Genomic DNA, 22,414 nt, shown 5'->3' on the forward strand with positions numbered 1-22,414 from the left:
ACAATGCATCATGACTTCATTCATCACATTTAAAACACCGCTGCTGTTGCTTACCATAGTTGTTGGTTTTATAACGGCTTCGGCTACACGTAATTTATCTGATAAAAAACCAGCCCCCAAACGGCGACCTAATGTTATCGTAATACTGGCGGATGATCTTGGCTATAGCGACTTACATGCCTTTGGCAATGAGGTGATTAAAACACCTAATATTGATGCACTGGGAAATGATGGTACCCGTTTTACCTATGCGTTCAGCACCGCTGCTATTTGTTCGCCATCCCGTGCAGGCATCATGACCGGCCGCTATCAACAACGCTTTGGCTTTGAATACCTGGTGCCGCAGGATGCCGGTGTAAAGTTATCACCGGAACAACAGCAATCATTAGCAGCCCGGCTGAAGAGTCGTAATTCTACTATTGAAAAGCTGGATATTACCGACGAAGAGTTTGATAAATTACCTAAAGGGTTACCTGCTACAGAAATATCACTCGCACAATTATTTCATAACAACGGTTATAAAACAGCCATCATCGGCAAATGGCACCTGGGTGAAAAAGAAGGGTTTTATCCACAGCAACGGGGATTTGATTATCACTTCGGCTTTTATAGCGGCTTAACCATGTATGCACCAGAGAAAACACCCGGTGTGGTAGACTGGCACCTGCCATGGGCTATGAGCGAGCTGGCGGCCTGGCATCGCAATGGTTCTAACCGTATTGTAAGAAATAATATAGAAGTGAAAGAGAAACAATACCTCACAGATAAACTGGCGGATGAAGCTATTCAGTACATTACGGAAAACAAAGATCAGCCGTTTTTATTATACCTGCCTTTTAATGCACCACATGATCCTTTCCAGGCAAAGCAGGAAGATTTTGATCTGTACCCTAACGTGAAAGACACTACGAAAAGAGTGTATTACGGTATGATCACAGCACTGGACAGGGCAGTGGGGCGTATCCGTCAACAGCTGAAGCAGCTGAACCTGGACGAAGAAACAATCATTTTCTTTACCAGCGATAACGGTGGTGCTACTTACACCCGTGCTACAGATAATAAACCATTGAAAGGAGGAAAGCTCTCTGATTTTGATGGCGGAATTCGTATACCCTTTTACGTGGTTTATCCCGGTAAAGTACCTGCAGGCAAGCAGTATCAGCAGGCGGTGAGCAACCTGGATATCTATAGTACGGCGGTGGCAGTAGCAGGCATTCCATTGCCTAAAGACCGGGTATATGATGGCGTGAACCTCTTACCTTTTCTGCAATCCAAACAAACAAAAACGCCACATGAGGTGCTGTACTGGCGGAGCGGCTATTCAAAAGCTATTCTTAAAGGCGACTTTAAACTGTATGTGAATGAACGCAATCATAAAGAATTCCTGTACAATGTAAAAGATGACCTGTCTGAGAAGAAAGATATCGCAGCCTTGAATCCGCAAAAGTTACAAGAGTTAAAAGCGGATCTCGCCAAATGGGAAGGGCAGGTGAAAAAACCTGTATGGCCCAGCAGGTACAGTTATTCATTGGAAATAGATGGAGAATATTATCCATTTCCTATCTGATCAATTTAAAACCAATGCATATGACCTGGCAGGATATATGGCTCATCATCAGGAAGTTTTTTGTTAGCGTGGCGCTATACCTGCTGCCACTGCTGTTTGTGTGGGTGATATTGCAGTTATTGAAAGTATGGTATCATTAATCTGTAACTATAAAAGCGTATTTATGGAAACAATCAAACTTATTTTTACGCACCTGAACGGATGGGGACTTACCGTCATCCTTTTGGTAACGGGCATGCTGGAGTTTTCGTTTGGACTTTACCGCAACTGGAAAGCCACTGAAAAAGCAGTAGACCTGGCGTCTATTTTACTGGGGCGTTTAGTCATGCCCGTTATAGTGTCCTGGTTTGCGCTTACTTTATTGCCTAACGTGATACCGCAGTTCCGGAATGTATTCAGTTGGGTGCCATTTGGCTGGGGCGTGTTGCTGCTGGCCATATCAGACGATCTTACGCAATACTGGTATCATCGGTTGCATCATGAAGTGCCGTGGTTATGGAAGTTCCATCGCACGCACCATTCGGCACCATACATGGGTATGGCGATGGCCAGCCGGCAGAATTTCATTTACACGGTGTTGTTTCCACAGATCTATGCTACCATCACATTAACCTATCTGGGCCTTGGTTTCCCGGCATTGGTGGTGAGAGGTATCAAAGGGTTGATCACTACAATGGCGCATTCCAGTATCCGCTGGGACAAGCCCCTGTATGATTACAAGTGGTTGCATCCGGTAGCCTGGATACTGGAACGTACTATCTCGCTGCCTGCTACACATCATGCCCATCATGCAGCGCACGATCGTGATGGGGTGGGCCACTACCAGGGCAATTATGGTAACATGTTTTTCCTCTGGGATGTAATTTTTGGTACCGCAAAAATTACCCGTCAATATCCGGAACAATATGGACTGGAACATTATCAGGAAGAAGAATGGTATGCACAAATGTTCTATCCGGTTTTTAAATCAAAGAAAGAAGGCAGTGAATTAGCTGCTGCCCCTAAACAACAATCATTAACAGAAGATATTAATCCGGAAGTAGTTACGATATAACGTGAACGACTATACATTTTTCGGAAAGCCTAATTATAAGGAAGGAGCCACTTGTTTTCAGGTAAGGTCCCCAGTGCCAGCAAGTCCCGACACGTGTCGGGACTTCTATTTTTACAGCCATGTTATCTTCTTGCGATGTCAATGTCGCCCCATAATGTATCTCCGCGTTCAGCTCTCCCAAAAAAAATATTTTTCAAAACATTATGGAAAACATTTTCCCCGAACATCTAATTAGAAACAAATTATTATGGACTCTACTAAAATCCCGGGAAATGAATTTCTCGACATCCTCTTCGATGGAAGGAATAAAGATTATGGGGCCTATGAATTACGCAGTCGTTACGACAAGCGTGTTCGCAATGCAGTAATAGGCACCGCTTCCATCGTATTAGTAATGATTGGTGGCTATGTGTTAAATAATAAATTAATGGCCGCTGAAAATAATCATCATCCATTGTTTGTAGACAAAACTATGAAATTGGATGAAGTAAAAATACCAGAGCCGGATCCGGTAATTCCGCCACCACCGCCTGTACATACAGCACCACCACCTGCTGCTGCCACTATTGATTTTACTACACCGGTTATTACAAATAAAGAAGTGCCGCCTGATCAAATGCCGCCAAGGCATGAAGAGATGAACAACAAAGTAATTGGTTTTGAAAATAAAGACGGAGAGCTGAGTGGAAATGGCAACGAGCTTGTTGATGTAGCTGGCCCGGGAAACAATGTGGTTGCACCTCCAACTACAGCAGCCAAAGAAACAATTTTTACTGTTGTAGAAATACCTCCTTCCTTCCCCGGTGGAGAGGACGCACTGATGAAGTATTTAGGTAAGAGTATTCGTTATCCTGCTGTGGCACAAGAAAATGGAATTGAAGGAACTATATACATTCAGTTCGTAGTGGACCGCGATGGAAATATTAAAGATGTAAAAACTGTAGGAGCAGCCAAAGGTGGCGGTTTGGAAGAAGAAGCCGCACGTGTAGTGCGTAATATGCCAAAATGGAAACCAGGCAGACAAAATAACCAAAGCGTTGCTGTGTTTTTTAGTCTGCCCATCCGATTTAAGTTAACCCAATAATAACATACCTATTAATCCGGCTTACATCCATTTAACCTGCGCTTTCTAATCCTGATACCAGTCCCGGTTTGCTCACAGCGGCCGGGATTGCTTTTAAAAGGCCCCTTCTTATTAGATAATATTCAAACATTTTATCTATCTGTAAAACAAAAATCAAAAAACTAAGAAATTAGCATAATAATTATTAATTTAACGGCCGCTTAGTTCTCTTCTTCAGCACTATAAACGGATAAATTAGTATGGAAGCGCCGGTAAATAATTCGCTGCAACAGTTTAAAAACCTTGTTGGTACAAAGTTTCAGCTTTACAATAGCCTTTTCACCTCACTGCCTTTCCACCGGGTGGAAAAGACAGGCATTTTTTTGTCCCTATTCCTCCTTCATTGTGAAGAAGGCTACGCCAAAGGCGGCAGCCCACAGGAAATCATGGACTCCTTCTTTGAACAGTATACCACTTATAAAGAGGAAAAGCAGCGCACAGATCTGCTGTTCCGCTTTGTACAATATGCAGAAAGACAGGTAGTTTTATTTGATGCCCTGGAAGATGCCGCATTCCGCAATGTCCGCGACCTGCAGGGAGCCGGTACCCTGCGTCACCTGCAATCTGAAGTATTACAGGAGCAGGCACAGGATAAGCTAAAGAAGAAACTGGAGGATTTTTCCGTAAGACTGGTACTCACAGCGCATCCTACGCAGTTTTATCCCGGCGAGGTGTTGGGCATCATCAATGATTTGTCCAAAGCCCTGATCGATGATAACACGGCGCAGGTGAATATGTACCTGCAGCAACTAGGCAAAACACCTTTTTTCAAAAAAGAAAAACCTACACCATACGATGAGGCTATCAGCCTGGTGTGGTTCCTTGAAAATATATTTTATCAGGCAGCGGGACGGATACTTTCATTTATCCGTGCACAATTTCCGGAAGCGATCAGCAGCGATAATTCCCTGATCCGTATGGGCTTCTGGCCCGGCGGCGACCGTGATGGCAATCCTTTTGTGAAAGAGCCCACCACCCTGGGAGTGGCAGCGGCATTGCGGGCATCGGTGATGAAATGTTATTTCCGCGAAGTCCGTAACCTGCGGCGCAGGCTCACTTTCAAAGGCGTGGAAAATGTAGTGGCAGCACTGGAATCCAAGCTATCGCGTAATCTCTTCATACCCGGCCATAAAGCCGATATCAGCCGCCGGGAGATCCTGGACACGTTGTCGGCTATACGAAAAACAATTGTTGAAGAACATAACAGCCTCTTTGTTCACCTGGTAGATAATCTCGCCAGCAAAGTGGAAATATTCGGACTGTTCTTTGCCTCGCTGGACATCCGCCAGGATAGTTCTGTACATGAGGCTGTGCTGGAAGAAGTAGCGGCAAAAACGAATGTACTGCCAAAGAACTACGCCTCGCTGGATGATACGGCAAAAATTGAAGCACTGCTCCGCATTGATCAGGCAATAGATCCTTTGTTGCTGGAAAGCACCCTGCACCAGGATACACTACAAACTATTGCTGCCATACAGCAAATACAGGATGCCAATGGGGAAGAGGGTTGTAACCGTTACATCATCAGTCACAGTACCAGTGTACTCAACGTAATGGAAGTATACGGTATGTTCCTGTTGAGTGGCTGGAAAAAAGATACCATCACTGTAGATATTGTGCCGCTGTTTGAAACAATTGATGACTTACGTCATGCAGGACAGGTGATGAAGTTACTGTATGAAAATGCAGATTACCGCGAGCACCTGCGTCGCCGTCAGTGTAAACAAACCATTATGCTGGGCTTCTCAGACGGTACCAAAGATGGTGGTTATCTGATGGCCAACTGGAGCATCTATAAGGCAAAAGAGGAGCTGTCAACGATTTCTCAGGAATATGGTATCAGCGTAGTGTTCTTTGACGGCCGTGGTGGCCCTCCGGCACGTGGTGGTGGAAAAACGCATCAATTTTATGCGTCCATGGGTAAAAACATCGCCAATAAAGAAATTCAACAAACAATACAGGGACAAACCATCAGCTCCAACTTTGGTACTGTGGATGCCGCGCAGTTCAATATGGAACAGCTGGTACACGCAGGTATCAGCAATGAATTATTTTCTTCCCGGGAGGTAACGCTTTCCAAAGAAGAGGAAGGCTTGCTGCAATCCCTTGCTGATGCAGGTTATATGTCCTATAATAAATTAAAGAATCATCCTTATTTCCTGGCTTACCTGGATCATGCCAGCCCGCTGCGTTATTATGCGGAAGCCAATATCGGCAGTCGCCCCAGCAAGCGTAATGCCTCTGCCAAACTGAATCTCAACGACCTCAGGGCAGTACCTTATGTAGGTGCCTGGAGTCAGCTGAAACAAAATGTACCTGGTTATTATGGGGTGGGCAGCGCGTTGCAACAACTGGATCAGCAGGGTAAATGGGAGGAAGTGCAACATTTATACAAACATTCCCTGTTTTTTAGGACCCTGCTGGATAACTGTGAGATGGCCATGAAAAAAAGCTATTTCCCGCTCACCGCTTATCTGGCAAAACATCCGCAGTACGGAGAAGTGTGGCAGATGATCTACGATGAGTTTGAGCTCACCAAAAAATACCTGCTGCTGCTGAATGGAGAATCGGAGCTGATGGCTGGCAGTCCTATTGACCAGTTATCGATCCAGATGCGTGAAAGAATTGTGTTGCCTTTATTAACTACGCAGCAATACGCGCTTACCCGTATCCGTGAGCTGGACTCACATCCGGATAATGGCCATGGCAGAGAAACATACGAGAAACTAATTATGCGTTGCTCTTTTGGTATCATCAATGCAGGCAGAAATTCAGCTTAATATGGTATATGGAAGGCCTTGGGCCTTTGTCTTTTCTTTACCATGATTTTGATGATTAATCTTGATTTCCCTGATTTCATTTCTTTCTAATCACTATCCTATACTGATTTTATAAAAGCATATTATAAAACGATATAGATAACTTTTAAAAGAAAATAAAATCAGAAAAATCATTTAAATCAGTCTAATCATGGTAAAGAAAAGACAAAGGCCGAAGGCCTTCCTCTTTGCATTGCTCTGTAATTCGTAATTCTTTTCTACTTTTACACCTCCTTAAGTAATTACACAATATGGCAAACAGCTTATATGACTTTGGAATGATCGGCCTCGGAGTAATGGGTAGGAACCTGTTGCTCAACATGGCGGACCATGGTTTTTCCGTTATCGGCTTTGATAAAGACGCTACCAAGAACAGCGCATTGGAAACAGCCGCTACCCCGGGTACTACAGTGAAAGGTGTTGCAGAACTGGCCACTATGGTGCAGTTGCTGGAGCGCCCTCGCAAACTGATGATGCTGGTACCAGCTGGTCAGCCGGTGGATGACGTAATTGCTTCCCTCTTGCCGCTGCTGGAGCAGGGCGATGTGGTGATTGATGGTGGTAACTCCCACTATACAGATACTTTACGCCGTGTGCAGCAACTCCGTGAAAAAGGTATCCATTTTATGGGTATGGGTGTTTCCGGTGGAGAGCAGGGCGCCAGAACTGGCCCCAGCATTATGCCGGGAGGTGATCTGGATGCATATGCCAAAGTAAAACCTATGCTGGAAGCCATTGCGGCCAAAGTAAAGGATACACCTTGCGTAGCTTATCTGGGTAAAGAAGGAGCGGGTCATTATGTGAAAATGGTACATAACGGTATCGAATATGCCATTATGCAGCTGATCAGCGAAAGTTATGCGCTGCTGCAAAAAGGTGCCGGATTGAATAACGATCAGTTACATGAAGTATTCAAAAGCTGGAACCAGGGCGCTTTACAGTCTTTCCTCGTTGAAATTACCGCAGATATTTTCCTGCAGAATGATGATAAATCAGATAAACGCCTGGTAGATGTGATCTCCGATAAGGCCGGCTCTAAAGGCACAGGCAAATGGACTTCACAGGATGCTATGGAATTGCCGGTGGCAGTACCTGTAATTGATACAGCGGTGGCCATGCGTACAATCTCTGGTTACAAAGACCAGCGCGTACAGGCGGAAGCATTGTATCCTGCTACGGATAGTACCATTCACGCTACATCGGAAATGTGGATCAAACAGGTACATGATGCCCTGTATTTTACTACCATCCTGAGCTATGCACAGGGATTGGCCATGCTGCACGAAGCATCCCGCGACCTGCAAATGGAAATACCTTTACCGGAAGTGGTAAAAGTATGGAGAGGCGGTTGTATCATCCGTTCTACCCTCCTGGAAGTATTTACACAGGCATATCAGCAAAACACTGATCTGGCAAACATCCTGCTGGATAAAGGAGTGGCTTACCTGGTACAGTCAGTGGAAAGTAATACCCGCAGTGTAATAGCACAAGCTGTTGCAGCAGGTATTCCGGTAGCAGGACTGATGTCAGCCTTGTCGTATTTTGATGCTTTCCGTACTGGTCGCATGCCTACCAACCTGATCCAGGCACAACGTGATTATTTTGGTGCACATACTTATCAGCGTGTAGATATTCCTGGCACTTTTCACACAGAGTGGCAGCAACATTAACGTAAGTTCATTTTAATTAAATATATGCAGATCCATAAACGCCCTCCTGCTTCCATCCTTTTTATTTTCGGCGGCAGCGGCGATTTAAACTACCGGAAACTAACGCCTGCGTTATACAATCTTTTTTTAGATGAGTGGATGCCTGAGCAATTTGCAATTGCAGGCTTAGGTCGTAGCCCGTACAGCAACGAAGATTATCATAAACATTTGCTGGAAGGTATCACTAAATTTTCCCGTCGTAAGGGCGAGCAGAATGGGCACTGGAAGGATTTCAGTCAACATGTATCCTACCTGCAGATGGATGCGGAAGATGCCGCTTCCTATAGCAGTATCACTGACCTGGTAAAACAAAAAGAAGAAGAGTGGGGCGTACATCCTAACGTCATCTTTTACCTGGCAGTAGCGCCGCAACTGGTACCAAATATTGCTACCAGGCTGGGTGGACTGAATCTTTGCAGTGATAAACACAGCACCCGCATCGTAATAGAAAAACCATTTGGTCATGACCTGCAAAGTGCACATGAGCTGAATGAGCTGCTGGCACAGAAGTTTACGGAAGAACAGATTTATCGTATAGATCACTACCTCGGTAAAGAAACCGTACAGAACATCCTGGCATTTCGTTTTGCGAACGCCTTGTTTGAACCGGTATGGAACCGCAACTTCATCGATAATATCCAGATCACTGCTGCTGAAAGCGTGGGACTGGAAGGTCGTGGCGGTTACTATGAAAGAGCAGGTGCATTACGTGATATGGTGCAGAACCATATCCTGCAAATCATGTGTATGGTGGCTATGGAAGCGCCGGTATCTTTTGATGCCAACGAAATCCGTAACAAAAAAGTGGATGTGTTAAACGCTATCCGCCGCATCTCTCCGGAGAATGTACATGAATCTGCCGTACGCGGACAATATTCTTCCGGCTGGATGAAAGGAAACCAGGTACCTGGTTATCGTGAAGAGAAAGGCGTAGACCCGAAATCCAATATCGAGACCTATGCTGCTGTGAAGTTCTTTATTGATAACTGGCGCTGGCAGGGTGTTCCGATCTATGTGCGCACCGGTAAATACCTGCACCAGAAGGCTACCAATATTATCCTGACCTTTAAAGAGGCACCACCATATGCGTTTCCAGCGGAAGCTGCACAGTCATGGCGCCCCAACAGGCTTACTATCAGTATACAACCGGAAATGGATATCCGTATCCGCTTCCAGGCTAAACGCCCTGGTCAGACAATGACACTGGACCCGGTAGATATGACCTTTAATTATGACGCCGCCAATGGCGAACATGCACCGGAAGCATACGAAACGTTGCTGCTGGATGTTATGGAAGGTGATGCTACCCTGTTTATGCGTGGCGACCAGGTAGATGCTGCATGGAAAGTGATTATGCCAATCCTGGAAACATGGGAAAACCGTACACCACAGGACTTCCCGAACTATGCACCGGATTCATGGGGCCCCGATGATGCAGATGCACTCATCGCCCGTGATGGTCACAGCTGGATTAATTTACCATCTAAATAAGAATTACGAATTACGAATGGCGAATTACGGTTTATAGCAGATAATCTTCGCATAAAACCGTAATTCGCCATTCGTAATTCGTAATTCCATTCTCTTACTATGGAACTACACATCGCGAAAGATCCTCAACAGCTGAGTGAAAATGTGGCTGCCTGGATCAGTAATTACATATTAGAAGTATTACAACAGCAGGAACGTTTTACTTTCGTACTATCGGGTGGTAATACGCCGAAACAATTGTATACCCTGTTGGCTAAAGCGCCATATAACATGGTGATCCCATGGGAAAAAATACATTTTTTCTGGGGAGATGAAAGAGCGGTACCGTTTGATGATGAGCGTAACAACGCCCGGATGGCTTTTGACGAGCTGCTGGATAAGGTAGGTGTGAATCCTGAAAATATTCACGTAATGCGTACCGACATTGCACCGGAAGCTTCCGCCGCAGAATACGAAAAGGTGTTGAAGTCCTATTTTGAAAAAGATGAAACCACCTTTGACCTGGTACTGTTAGGTATGGGAGATGATGGACATACATTGTCATTATTCCCCGGCACCGAAGTAGTACACGAAAAGAAAGCCTGGGTAAAAGCTTTCTACCTGCCGGTGCAGGATATGTACCGCATTACTTTAACAGCACCCGTTGTTAATAATGCAGCCTGCGTGCTTTTTCTCACCACTGGTGCCAATAAAGCGATCACACTGAAAAATGTAATTGAAGGTACTTTTGATGCAGAAAAATTCCCATCCCAACTCATCAGACCTGAAGATGGTGAACTACATTGGTTTGTAGACGAAGCCGCTGCTTCTGCCATGGAATTATAGGTAAATAATTACGAATTACGAATTGCGAATTACGGAGTTGTGGGTAGATATAAGCGAAAATATTCAACTATATCTACCCACAACTCCGTAATTCGCAATTCGTAATTCGTAATTATTTCTGTAGCTTGTGTATTGTACCAACAACGATGAGATTATGTTTGATAAGCCCGTATTCGACGCACACCTGCACATAATTGATCACCAGTTTCCTTTGCAGCCAAATGAAGGATATTTGCCTTCGGATTTTACAGTGTCTGATTATCAGCAACATGCCGCCAGGCTGAATATCGACGGCGGTGCTATTGTGTCTGGTTCTTTTCAGGGATTTGATCAGCAGTATCTGCTGGCAGCATTAAAACAACTGGGGCCAAATTATGTAGGTGTTACACAGATACCGGCCAGTGCTACTGATGAAGAAATAATAGCTTTACATAACGCTGGTGTACGCGCCGTACGATTTAATGTGCAGCGCGGAGGTTCTGAAAGTGTAAAGTTCCTGGAACGGTTGGGATTGCGTGTACACGAACTCGTTAAATGGCATGTGGAGTTGTATGTAGATTCCCGTCAGTTGCCCGGTTTATCTACTACACTGCATAAACTGCCGGCTGTAGTAATTGATCACCTGGGACTTTCCAAAGCTGGATTTAAATATTTATTACCACTGGTAGAGAAAGGAGCGAGAGTAAAAGCGACTGGTTTCAGCAGATGTGATTTTGATGTGTTAACTGCTATGCGGCAGATTACCGCTATCAATCCCGGTGCGTTATTGTTCGGTACTGATCTGCCCTCTACCCGTGCTCCACGGCCGTTTGCAGTAACAGACCTGCAATTGATCCTAAATAATTTTCCGGATGATATCGCCGCAAAAATATGCAGGGAAAATGCACTTGCTTTGTATCAACCTTTGTCTATCTCCCGATTAGACTGATTATGCTGATTACCCCGATTTTATTATAAGGATTAATAAAAAGATTAGCGAAGATTTCAGCAGATATTGTCTGAACCAGGATTTTTAGGATTGAATGGATTACACTGATGGATGCCGAAGATTTAAGCGGAGATTTTTGTGTAAATATCTTCCGAATAAAACAATATAACATCCATCAGGGTAATCCATTCAATCCTAAAAATCCTGGTTCAGACAATATCTGCTGAAATCTTCGCTAATCTTTTTAAAATCTTTCAAAATAAAAAAAATAAAATCAGGGTAATCAGCATCATCAGTCTAATCGGGAGAAAGACATCATCCCCAATTATCAATCCCTACAGTCTCCATTTCTCTCCGCAGATGCTCCGGCATTTGCCCGTTCAATAAAGCTCCCGGAGGCGTGCTTGGATATATCTCTTCAAAAGTTTTTACCTGGTTCATAAATACACGACGGGAAATATGCCGGCGCGTGATTTGGTGCGGATCTGTTAAACCCGCTGCACCAGTGAGTTCTATGGCGCTTTCAATTGTATCGCGATGATAGTTGAATACACGATGTTTTTTATCGTCTACAACAAGCCCGCCGGCGAGCCATTTATCCTGTGTGGCCACACCTGTCGGACATTTGTTGGTATTACAGATAAGTGCCTGGATACAGCCTAATGCCATCATCATAGCACGTGCACTGTTGCAGGTATCGGCGCCGAGCGCCATGGCCCGTAGTATATGATAGCCTGTAAGTATTTTGCCGGAAGCAATAAGCTTCATATGATGGCGGATATTAAATCCGGTAAGGGTGTCGTGTACAAAGGACAATGCATCCATCAGTGGCATCCCTACTGAGTTGGAGAATTCCGGTGGCGCTGCCCCGGTGCCACCTTCACCACCATCAATGGTAATGAAATCAGGGTAGATGTCGGTATCTATCATGGCTTTACAGAGTGCATAAAATTCGCGCTGCTGACCTATACAAAGCTTAAAGCCAACAGGCTTGCCCTTACTCAGGTCCCGCAGGCGTTTAATGAACAGCATCATCTCCCGCGGACTGCTAAATGCTTTATGATAGGGCGGTGAAAATACGGTGGTATATGGTTTCACATGACGGATCTCTGCTATCTCCGGCGTATTTTTAGCAGCCGGTAATATACCACCATGGCCGGGTTTGGCGCCCTGTGAAATTTTTAGCTCTATCATTTTAATCTGGGGCAGTGCACTTTTTTCTGCAAACAGGCTATCGGAAAAATTGCCATCTTCCTCACGGCAGCCAAAGTAACCGGTACCTATCTGCCATATAATATCACCACCTTGTTTCAAATGAAAATCACTGATACCACCTTCGCCGGTGTTGTGTGCAAAATTCCCGATTTTGGCGCCACCATTTAATGCCTCTACTGCATTGGGACTAAGCGAGCCATAGCTCATAGCGCTTACATTAAGAATACTGCCGGAATAGGGTTGTTTACAATCCTTTCCACCAAACATTACCCGCGGATCTTTTTCCATATTGTCAAAATCCTGTGGCTGTATGGAATGTGCCATCCATTCATACCCTTCTGCATACACGTTGAACTGTGTGCCAAAAGGTTGTGAATCCAGCTCCCGTTTGGCGCGCTGGTAAATAGTAGAACGATCTACACGGTTAATGGGACTACCGTCAATATCACTTTCAACAAAGTATTGATAAATTTTAGGGCGCAATGCTTCCATCCAATAACGCATCCTGCCTACTACCGGGTAATTACGGATGATGGCATGTTTTGTTTGCATCATATCCAGTGACCCCATAATAATAACAGGTAATACAGGAATTAACAACCAAAACACCCAGGGGAAAAATAAACCTAAGCCAATAATGAGGAGTAAACTTACACATGAGAATCCGATAAACGCTTTTACCATAAGACAGCAGTTATTTAATTAAAGTTAAAGAATTATCGGTAGGGAAATGTCTTTCTCCCGATTAGACTGATTATGCTGATTACCCAGATTTATTTTTTTGATTTAAAAAGATTAGCGAAGATTTCAGCGGATTGTCTGAACCAGGATTTTTAGGATTGAATGGATTACCCTGATGGATGCCGAAGATTTCAGCGGAGATTTTTGTGTAAATATCCTCCGAATAAAACAATATAACATCCATCAGGGTAATCCATTCAATCCTAAAAATCCTGGTTCAGACAATCCGCTGAAATCTTCGCTAATCTTTTTAAATCAAAAAAATAAATCTGGGTAATCAGCATAATCAGTCTAATCGTGAGAAAGACGATTTCCTTGATTTTTAAATTATTTTATTATCTTTCAAAATCAGCCAATATTCTAATCTATCCAAAACATGATCAGGCACAATTATCTAGGTAAGTTGGTAGCAACAGGTGTGTTACTATTTAGTACTATAGCGGCTTTACAAGCACAACAATCTGCCCCGTATGATGCGGCCCGTTTAAAATCGAGCTGGGAAGTAGTGGAAAATCACTATAAGGGGAAAGACAATTTCTTATCCGCTTTCACATTTATTAATACAGGTAACAAACCTTTTCCGGCAAAAGAATGGCAACTGTATTTCAATTTTGTGCGGATGGTAACTCCGGGTGAATTACCTGGTAATGTGAGGGTAGAGCATATAAATGGCGACCTGTATCGCTTTACGCCCACTGCAAATTTTGCGGGCATCGCTCCGGGCGATTCCCTGAAACTGGCCATGGTAGGTGACGCATGGGCAGTGAACTTTACAGATGCGCCGGCAGGTTTGTATCTCGTATGGGATCAGCAACCTGAAAAGGGCATCGCTATTAAGGACTATGTTATCCGTCCATCTATTGCTGCCAAACAATTAATGCGCTATCCTGGTGACAGAACAGCGGTAGTAACGCCAACGGATATATTTAAACAGAATGCAGATATCAAAAATATTCCTGCAGCACAATTGCCTTTAATATTTCCAACACCTGCATCCTATACGGCTACTGGCGGCAACCTGCTACTGGATGCTCCTCCGGTTATCAACGCTGATCCGCAGCTGGAAAGCAGCGCCGCTTTTCTGCGGAATGAAATGGTAACGTTGCTGGGTAAACGAAATACCGGTAAAGCTACCATTACACTGAAACAGGATGCTACGCTGGCAGCTAATGCCTATACGCTGGAAGTGACGCCACAAGGCATTGCCATCGGAGCCGGCAGCAACGAAGGCGCTTTTTATGGTATACAGTCCCTGAAATCCCTGATATCACCTGCGGCATGGTCAGGAGTGCAGAAATCAATCGGCATTCCGGCTGTGCAGGTGAAAGACTATCCCCGCTTTGGTTATCGCGCTTTTATGATTGATGTGGCCCGTAACTTCCACAACAAACGCGATATGCTGCGTATCCTTGACCTGATGGCACTGTACAAATTAAACGTATTACATTTCCATTTCAGTGATGATGAAGGCTGGCGTCTGGAAATCCCTTCCCTGCCGGAATTAACGCAGGTAGGTGGCAAACGCGGGCACAGTACCGACTGGAAAAATATACTGCCACCTTCTTATGGATCTGGTCCGGATACTACCAATACCGCAGGTTCCGGTTATTTTACACGCAACGACTTTATAGAAATTCTCCGTTATGCAACGGAAAGGCATATCAGCGTTTTACCTGAAATAGAAAGTCCGGGTCATGCCCGCGCTGCAGTAAAAGCAATGGAATCCCGCTACTACCGCCTGAAGGCGCAGGGCAAAGAAAAGGAAGCAACAGCATTTTTGCTGACTGATCTGCAGGATAAATCTGATTATCATTCTGTGCAATACTGGAATGATAACGTGATGAATGTGGCCCTCCCATCTACCTATCATTTTCTGGATAAAGTAGTGGATGAAATACAGGCGATGTATAAAGAAGCCGGCGCACCGTTGCACGCTGTACATATGGGCGGTGATGAAGTGCCTGGTGGCGTGTTTGAAAAGTCGCCTGCCTGTATTGCACTGATGAAACAGGATAGCTCCGTAAAAAATGTAAACGATCTGTGGTATTATTATTACCGCAAAGTGAATAGCCTGCTCAAAACCCGTGGCCTGGAAGTAGCCGGATGGGAAGAAGCAGGTATGCGCAAAACTACGCTGGACGGGGAATCGCAAAGTATTCCCAATCCTGATTTTGTAAATGATAATTTCCAGCTGAATGTATGGAATAATGTAATTGGTGGTGGTCAGGAAGACTTATCATATCGCCTGGCTAATGCAGGTTACAAAGTGATTCTATCCGGTGTGAGCAATTTTTATTTTGATATGGCTTATATGAAATCTTTTGATGAGCCAGGGTTCTATTGGGGTGGGTTTGTAGATGTAGATAAACCATTTTATTTTATTCCTTTCGACTATTATAAAAATTCCAAAGTAGATGGCAGAGGCAATCCTGTTACACCTGCATTATTTACAGGCAAGGATCGTTTAACGGGTTTTGGTGTTTCCAATATTCGCGGTATACAGGGCTTGTTGTGGAGTGAAACCGTAACCAGCTCAGATCGCATGGAATATATGATGCTGCCAAAACTACTGGGTCTTGCAGAACGCGCATGGGCACAGGATCCGGCATGGGCTACGGAGAAGGATTCCGCTAAAGCAGATGCTCTGTATGCACAGGCATGGAGTGTATTCAGTAATGTATTGGGTAAGCGTGAAATGCCACGGCTGGATCATTATGATGGTGGTTTCAACTGGCGCATTCCTTCAGCCGGCGCTATGGCAGAAGATGGCGTAGTAAGTGCCAATGTGCAAATGCCCGGATTGATCATTCGTTATACAACTAACGGTGACGAGCCTACGATTAAAAGTGAAGTATACACCGGACCAATAAAAGCCGGTGGTAAAATAGCGAAGTTCAGGGTGTTCAATACCCGTGGTCGCAGCAGCAAAACCACTACTATTAAGGTTCCGCAGCCGGCAGCACAATTGAAGAATAAGAAAGGATAAATAATTTTGAATGACGGATTTGTGAGATGATATACGCGGAGAACATCCGGTATGATATAGCTGCAGATCCGTCATTTTTTTATCATTTACCTTTCATCACAAAAAAAACCTTCCGCTCTTTTAATCTTCCTCCTTTTTGTATTTTGTCTGGTGAACTCATAATCACCTTACTGTGCATATTATTCCACGAATCCTCTGTTGCTGTTTGCTTAGCATGCCCGTACTGGCGCAAAAGAAAAATGAAGCGTATAAATTGCAGATCCGCAAGGCTACTTCTCCTATGAAAATTGATGGCATCATTGATGAAGCTGCCTGGCAAAGTGCTGACGTTGCTACCGGTTTTCATATGGTGTTGCCTATGGATACCAGCGCTGCCAGGTTACGCACAGATGTACGCATGACCTATGACGATAAAAATCTTTATCTCGTAGTGGAAAACTATACAATAGGTGATGGCCCTTATATGGTGGAATCGCTCCGCAGGGATTTTGCCTTTTTAAAGAACGATAATTTTCTGCTGTTCATGGACCCCTTCGATGACCAGACCAACGGCTTTACTTTTGGCGCCAATGCTGTCGGGGCACAATGGGACGGGCTCATGTACGATGGCGGAAAAGTAGATCTTAGCTGGGATAATAAATGGACCTCGGTAGTAAAGAACTACGGTGATAAGTGGGTATTTGAGGCGGCCATTCCTTTTAAAACCATCCGGTATAAAAAAGGAATCACCAAATGGGGAATTAACTTCAGTCGCAATGATCTGAAAACAACGGAGAAGTCGGCCTGGGCACCGGTACCGCGACAATTTGCCACAGCTTCACTGGCCTATACCGGTAGCCTGGAATGGGATGCAGCACCACCTGCGGCAGGATCTAATGTATCGTTGATTCCTTATTTACTGGGCGGCATCGCCAAAGATTATGAGAAAGGTACGCCCGAAAAATACCGCCACGATGCAGGGCTGGATGCCAAAGTAGCTATTACTTCTTCCTTAAACCTGGACCTGACCGTAAACCCTGATTTTTCACAGGTAGATGTAGATAAACAGGTGACTAACCTGGATCGTTTTGAATTATTTTTCCCGGAAAAACGACAGTTTTTTCTCGAAAATGGAGATCAGTTTTCCAATTTTGGTTATACTACCATCCGCCCTTTTTTCTCACGTCGTATAGGCCTTGGCGTGCCTATTCATTTTGGCGCGCGGCTGAGCGGTAAACTCAATAAGGACTGGCGTTTGGGCGTAATGAATATGCAAACAGGGAAGCAGGAGGAAACAGGCTTGCCTGCGCAAAACTTTACAGTGGCTGCCTTGCAGCGTCGTGTGTTTTCGCGTTCTAACCTGGGATTCATTTTTATAAATAAAGAGTCTGTTAACTACGATCCAACAAAAGCAGCAGATAATAAGCCGGTGTATTCGAGGTATAACCGCAACATGGGACTGGAGTACAATCTGGCTTCTTCCAATAATTTCTGGACAGGGAAAGCTATGATGCTGAAGTCTTATAGTCCGGGTAAAACAGGCCATGATGTTGCACATGCGGCCAATCTGCAATACGCCGGCAAAACCTGGAATATCAGCTGGCAGCATGAGTACGTAGGTCGTAATTATAATGCAGAAGTAGGTTATGTACCGCGGCAGGGCTACATAAAAATGGCACCGCAAATCACGCACCTGTTCCTTCCTTTGTCCGGCAAGGTATTGAGTCATGGGCCGCAGGTAACTACTACCTGGTTCTTCGATGAAAAGCTTAACCGTACAGATAATGAAACCATGCTCAATTATGGCATCGTATTCAGAAAGCGAAATACGCTGAACATCTGGGCTTCCAATACTTACATTAAGTTGCTGCAACCTTTTGATCCTACCAATACCGGCAAGGATAGCCTGCGGATAGGTACGCAGCACGGCTGGAATACAGCAGGGGCGGACTATGTATCCAAGCCGCAAAGTTTATTCACCTATGCATTGTCTGCCCGTTATGGCGGTTATTACGCAAATGGTACACGGTTGATGACCAATACAGAGCTGGGGTATCGTTTTCAGCCATACGTAAGTATTGCGATCAGTGCCAATTACAATTATATTAATCTGCCAAAACCCTGGGGAGATAACTCTTTCTGGCTGGTAGGTCCGCGGTTGGATGTAACCATGACCAACACGCTGTTTTTCACCGGTTTTATGCAGTACAACGGACAGCAGAAGAACATGAACCTGAATACCCGTTTTCAATGGCGTTACAGGCCGGCCTCTGACCTCTTTATCGTGTATACGGATAATTACCTGCCGGAACCTTTTTACGTAAAAAACAGGGCCCTGGTGGTGAAATTGGTCTATTGGCTGAATATTTAACCGTGTTGTATTAACTATTTGCAAAGCATTAACAATTGGATCATGTAATCCCGGTAACATTGCACCACTAAATCAGGTTTATCAGCGACTATACATGTGATAACTTATATAAAATTTTCATTTACTATCGTTGTGAATACTATCTCCCCGTGGTTTTTACCATGGGGATTTTATCATCAAAATATCTATCATGGCCCCTCATCCCATAAAACAGTTGTTGTGTATATGCTGCGGTCTTTTTTTGTTGACTGATGTATTGTCAGCGCAAACCGCTTCGGTGATCACCGGCAAGGTGGCAGATCATGCATCGCCCGGCGTTTCGCTGACTTATTGGTATGCTCCGGGAATCTCACCTGCTATTACACAGGATACATTATTACAAAAAGATTCTTTTTACTTCCGGTTACCTGCCACAGCTGCCAGGGAAATATTTTTTTATGCAGATGCCGGCAGCGGATATAATTTTTATGGATTGATACGGGCAGGAGATAGTGTGCATATGCATTGCCAGGGCGACAGCATTATATTCAGCGGTACCGGCGGGGTGGTATGCAGGGCACAGTACGCCGCAAAGTTGGCGCAGCAGCGCGTTTCAATGCCATTGCACAATGATGCGCTCACTTTATCTGAATATTACAGGAAGCAACTGGCAGCAGGCAATCGGGTACTTGGCGTGTATGCCGACAGTCTCCCGGCTACGGCTTATGCTATTATCAGGGCCAATGTGCTGGGTGAGACAGCGGGGAGGTTGATAAGTTGCTTATGGCTTTTAGGTTCGGATAGCACGCTGGAAGAAAGACAGGAACATTTTTATCATGAAAAGATTTTGCCATCATTGCCGGTGATATTACCATCAGATACTACGGCGATGGCTATACGTTATTTAGATTATCTCCTTCAAAAATCAGAAGCTGATTATTTTATATTACATCGGTATGAATGTAATAGCCGTACTATTTATGAGTGGATCAAAACACATTATACGGGTGTAATGCGCGATAAATTATTAGCGCATCAACTGTTGCTGGGCTTTGCTGCAGGCAGTGCGCAGGAGGAGATGGAATGGTGTGCACGCGATTATCTTTCACTGGTACAGGATGTAGCATGTAAACAAATTATAGCGGGACGTTATGCTTCATCGAAGCAGCGATAATAATATTTATTTATGAAGCATTATTGCAGTGAATAGTTTTTATTTTAGCACCCAATAAAACCGAATCCCTTACGTTAATATTGGGTACGCAGCTAAACCGCATCAGCGCCATTGTCTTGCAGCACATTTTTGGAAAACCCATTAAATCAGTACACTAATATTTATAATTAAATATATATATGGAGATACTGTTTTAATCAGCGCACTAATCGTATATTCAGTTAATAACCTTAATAACCGTTTAAGACCCCCTCTATGCCACATGCCAAAGCGTTATTTTGATCGACTCCAAACCATTGATTACCTAATCAGGATCAAAGGCACCGGTAAGCCAGCTCAGTTAGCCAAGCGGCTTCGTATTTCCGAAAGAACACTCTATGAATTCCTCAAAATGATGAAGGAGTTAGGTGCTCCCATTGAATACGACCGGTACAAGGAAAGTTACTACTACTCTGAAAAGGGCGGATTTAATATCCGGTTCTCTAAGAACCTGATCGCCGTGAGTACAGTCTTTCTTTTATTCCTGATTAACATCTGGTAACATGGTCCGCGCACTGATTAGTTGACCGGCAACCCTGTTAGCTCATCCTGCGCTTACGCTACCCGCTTCCGGCGGGCTCAGATCTTTTGCAGCAACTGTGTAAACAGCTGCCTCAGGATCTTTTATGTAATCCTCCTTAGAAGGTGGACAGAGACGGTATTACCGCGGCGGTAGTAGCTTCACTGTCCATTTTCTTTTTCAGGAATACTTAACATTGGATTAACAGTTCTCTCGCTAATTAAAGCCAATTTTAATCCTGAAAAATGAATGTCAGCTTTTTGATAAAAGTATTACAGACAATAAATCCTTTTTTCATAACGCGGTTTAGATTAGATTTTAGATTATACGCGGGTTTCTCTTCAGTCACCTGCTTATTAAATTATCTGTGCCAGCGGGCAACTGACTTTAGTGAATTTTCGTACCAGATAGATAAATTACCCAAATCAACCCTATGGTATTGAATTGTATTATACTGGGTGATGACCCGGATGGTTTTGAGGAATTGGAAAAGTTTTTAGCAGCTACCCCTTTGGTATACCTGGTATGCCGCTGTGCTTCCATGCGCGATGCACGTCACTACCTGGAAACAAAAACAATACATATAGTGATACTGGGGAATAATATAAAAGAAATGAATAACCTGCCGCTGCCTCCGGAGTTCCAAAGCGTATTGCCTGTAATGGTGATAACATATCCCGATCACAAAAATATTCCTTATGATTTACACCCGGCCGGCCTGATGCAGCAACCTTTTACGCAAACAGTTTTTAATGAATTGATTAACAAAATATATAATATCATAGACATGGAAGGAATAGCTACCCCGGCTAAAAATGCAGGCGATTATTTTATGATAAGGTCTGAAAACCGCCAGGAGAAAATATTTTATAAAGATCTGCAGTATGTGGAAGTGATGGACGACCATATCCTGTTGCACCTGGGAGATCAGAAAATTGTTACTACGGAAAAGCTGGACTGGATTCTGGCGCAGCTACCAGTAAATGCTTTTATGCGCGTACATCGCTGGTTTGTAATAGGTTTCCGGCATATCACCCACCTGGGTGACGATCATGTTTTGGTAGGCAAAGCCAAAATACCCCTTACTTCCCAGGTCCAAACGGAGGTAGCAAAACGATACCAGTTACCCTGGTAAAGCTATGGCTGCAGCGCTGCCATTATTTTGCCTGTTACGCCATTGGCATCCTCATCATAAGTATGACCTCCCGGAAGAATGAGTTTCCTGTAGTGTTGAACAGTCAGATCTGAGAAATTGAAATCCTTTTCGTCAGCCCCAAAAATGAGCAATAATGGTTTTCCGGTAATTCTATTTATTTCTGCTGGTACACTCATACCCCTGGTGCTGGATTTTCCCAACATATCAGACACATGTACTTCCATATCTGTAAAGCGGGAAGGGGATAATAATACTACCTGCTGTATTTCGTTTTCTACTCCGGGGGCCAACCTGTTGTAAATAAATGGCAATACATCTGCCCCCAGCGAATAACCAATCAACACAACACCGTGATTGTTGTTCCATTGTAACTGATAATACCGGATGAGGTTAACCACATCATTAGCCGCCTGCTGAGGCGTTTTTTTATTCCAGAAATACTTCAGGGCATTCAATGCCACTACCGGATAATTTTTCTGGTGGAAGGCTTCGATAATATTAACGGAGAATTTTTTCATCCCGCCATCACCGGTAATGTACAGGATCAGGGGTGCTGTACTGTTGGCTAATGGCGCTTTTGCCTGTACAGGCAAATTGCTGATCCCGTTTTGAGCCTTTACCTGCATGGCTGTGAGCAAAAATAAACAGCCGAACAGTTTTCCCGCGTTGGATAAATTTCTGATCGATAACATATGTAAATATAACTCCTATCTCAAAACAAAATCCATTCCGCAATTG

General features: G+C 44.2%; 15 protein-coding genes. 13 read left to right on the forward strand and 2 right to left on the reverse strand.

What is annotated here, in order from left to right:
• The first annotated feature begins 10 nt into the window (after positions 1-10).
• The 8 genes from CLV51_RS08835 (at position 11) to CLV51_RS08870 (ending at position 11,516) form a co-directional block, all read left to right on the forward strand.
• Positions 11-1,567, forward strand: a complete 1,557-nt coding sequence (locus tag CLV51_RS08835; RefSeq protein ID WP_106527691.1) for a sulfatase-like hydrolase/transferase — start codon at positions 11-13, stop codon at positions 1,565-1,567.
• Between the two features lie 163 nt (positions 1,568-1,730).
• The gene (locus tag CLV51_RS08840) at positions 1,731-2,621 is read left to right on the forward strand and encodes a sterol desaturase family protein (protein WP_211301972.1); all 891 of its coding nucleotides are present in this window, start codon (positions 1,731-1,733) and stop codon (positions 2,619-2,621) included.
• A gap of 247 nt (positions 2,622-2,868) precedes the next feature.
• Positions 2,869-3,705 (forward strand): energy transducer TonB, encoded by an 837-nt coding sequence (locus tag CLV51_RS08845; RefSeq protein WP_106527693.1) that lies wholly within the window; start codon positions 2,869-2,871, stop codon positions 3,703-3,705.
• 239 nt (positions 3,706-3,944) lie between these two features.
• On the forward strand, positions 3,945-6,524 hold the full coding sequence (locus CLV51_RS08850; protein ID WP_106527694.1) for a phosphoenolpyruvate carboxylase: 2,580 nt from the start codon (positions 3,945-3,947) through the stop codon (positions 6,522-6,524).
• Positions 6,525-6,814: 290 nt separating this feature from the next.
• A complete protein-coding gene (gene gndA, locus CLV51_RS08855; RefSeq protein WP_106527695.1) occupies positions 6,815-8,233 on the forward strand; it encodes an NADP-dependent phosphogluconate dehydrogenase in 1,419 nt (472 codons plus the stop codon).
• Between the two features lie 24 nt (positions 8,234-8,257).
• A complete protein-coding gene (zwf, locus tag CLV51_RS08860) occupies positions 8,258-9,763 on the forward strand; it encodes a glucose-6-phosphate dehydrogenase (RefSeq protein WP_106527696.1) in 1,506 nt (501 codons plus the stop codon).
• 99 nt (positions 9,764-9,862) lie between these two features.
• Positions 9,863-10,588: a 6-phosphogluconolactonase gene (pgl, locus tag CLV51_RS08865; RefSeq protein ID WP_106527697.1), complete on the forward strand. Its 726-nt coding sequence runs from the start codon at positions 9,863-9,865 to the stop codon at positions 10,586-10,588.
• 154 nt (positions 10,589-10,742) lie between these two features.
• On the forward strand, positions 10,743-11,516 hold the full coding sequence (locus CLV51_RS08870) for an amidohydrolase family protein (RefSeq protein WP_106527698.1): 774 nt from the start codon (positions 10,743-10,745) through the stop codon (positions 11,514-11,516).
• Between the two features lie 315 nt (positions 11,517-11,831).
• Here CLV51_RS08870 and CLV51_RS08875 read toward each other — a convergent pair whose 3' ends face one another.
• Entirely contained in the window at positions 11,832-13,415 is a 1,584-nt protein-coding gene (locus CLV51_RS08875) for an FMN-binding glutamate synthase family protein (protein WP_106527699.1), read from the reverse strand.
• A 433-nt stretch (positions 13,416-13,848) separates the two neighbouring features.
• On the opposite strand from CLV51_RS08875, the gene CLV51_RS08880 reads away from it, so the two are divergent.
• From CLV51_RS08880 to CLV51_RS08900, 5 genes are all read left to right on the forward strand, one after another.
• Positions 13,849-16,458, forward strand: a complete 2,610-nt coding sequence (locus CLV51_RS08880) for a family 20 glycosylhydrolase (RefSeq protein ID WP_106527700.1) — start codon at positions 13,849-13,851, stop codon at positions 16,456-16,458.
• A 172-nt stretch (positions 16,459-16,630) separates the two neighbouring features.
• Complete coding sequence (locus CLV51_RS08885) at positions 16,631-18,808, forward strand: carbohydrate binding family 9 domain-containing protein (RefSeq protein WP_245898671.1); 2,178 nt, start codon at positions 16,631-16,633, stop codon at positions 18,806-18,808.
• 190 nt (positions 18,809-18,998) lie between these two features.
• Positions 18,999-19,961, forward strand: coding sequence for a hypothetical protein (locus tag CLV51_RS08890; protein ID WP_146151256.1), 963 nt, complete (start codon positions 18,999-19,001; stop codon positions 19,959-19,961).
• A gap of 262 nt (positions 19,962-20,223) precedes the next feature.
• Positions 20,224-20,502, forward strand: a complete 279-nt coding sequence (locus CLV51_RS08895; RefSeq protein ID WP_106527703.1) for an HTH domain-containing protein — start codon at positions 20,224-20,226, stop codon at positions 20,500-20,502.
• A gap of 451 nt (positions 20,503-20,953) precedes the next feature.
• The gene (locus tag CLV51_RS08900; RefSeq protein WP_106527704.1) at positions 20,954-21,655 is read left to right on the forward strand and encodes a LytR/AlgR family response regulator transcription factor; all 702 of its coding nucleotides are present in this window, start codon (positions 20,954-20,956) and stop codon (positions 21,653-21,655) included.
• A 2-nt stretch (positions 21,656-21,657) separates the two neighbouring features.
• Here the strand turns inward: CLV51_RS08900 and CLV51_RS08905 are convergent, their stop codons facing one another.
• Positions 21,658-22,368: an AcvB/VirJ family lysyl-phosphatidylglycerol hydrolase gene (locus CLV51_RS08905; protein ID WP_106527705.1), complete on the reverse strand. Its 711-nt coding sequence runs from the start codon at positions 22,366-22,368 to the stop codon at positions 21,658-21,660.
• Positions 22,369-22,414 lie beyond the last annotated feature (46 nt).

This window comes from Chitinophaga niastensis (assembly GCF_003014755.1).
Taxonomy (GTDB): Bacteria; Bacteroidota; Bacteroidia; order Chitinophagales; family Chitinophagaceae; genus Chitinophaga; species Chitinophaga niastensis.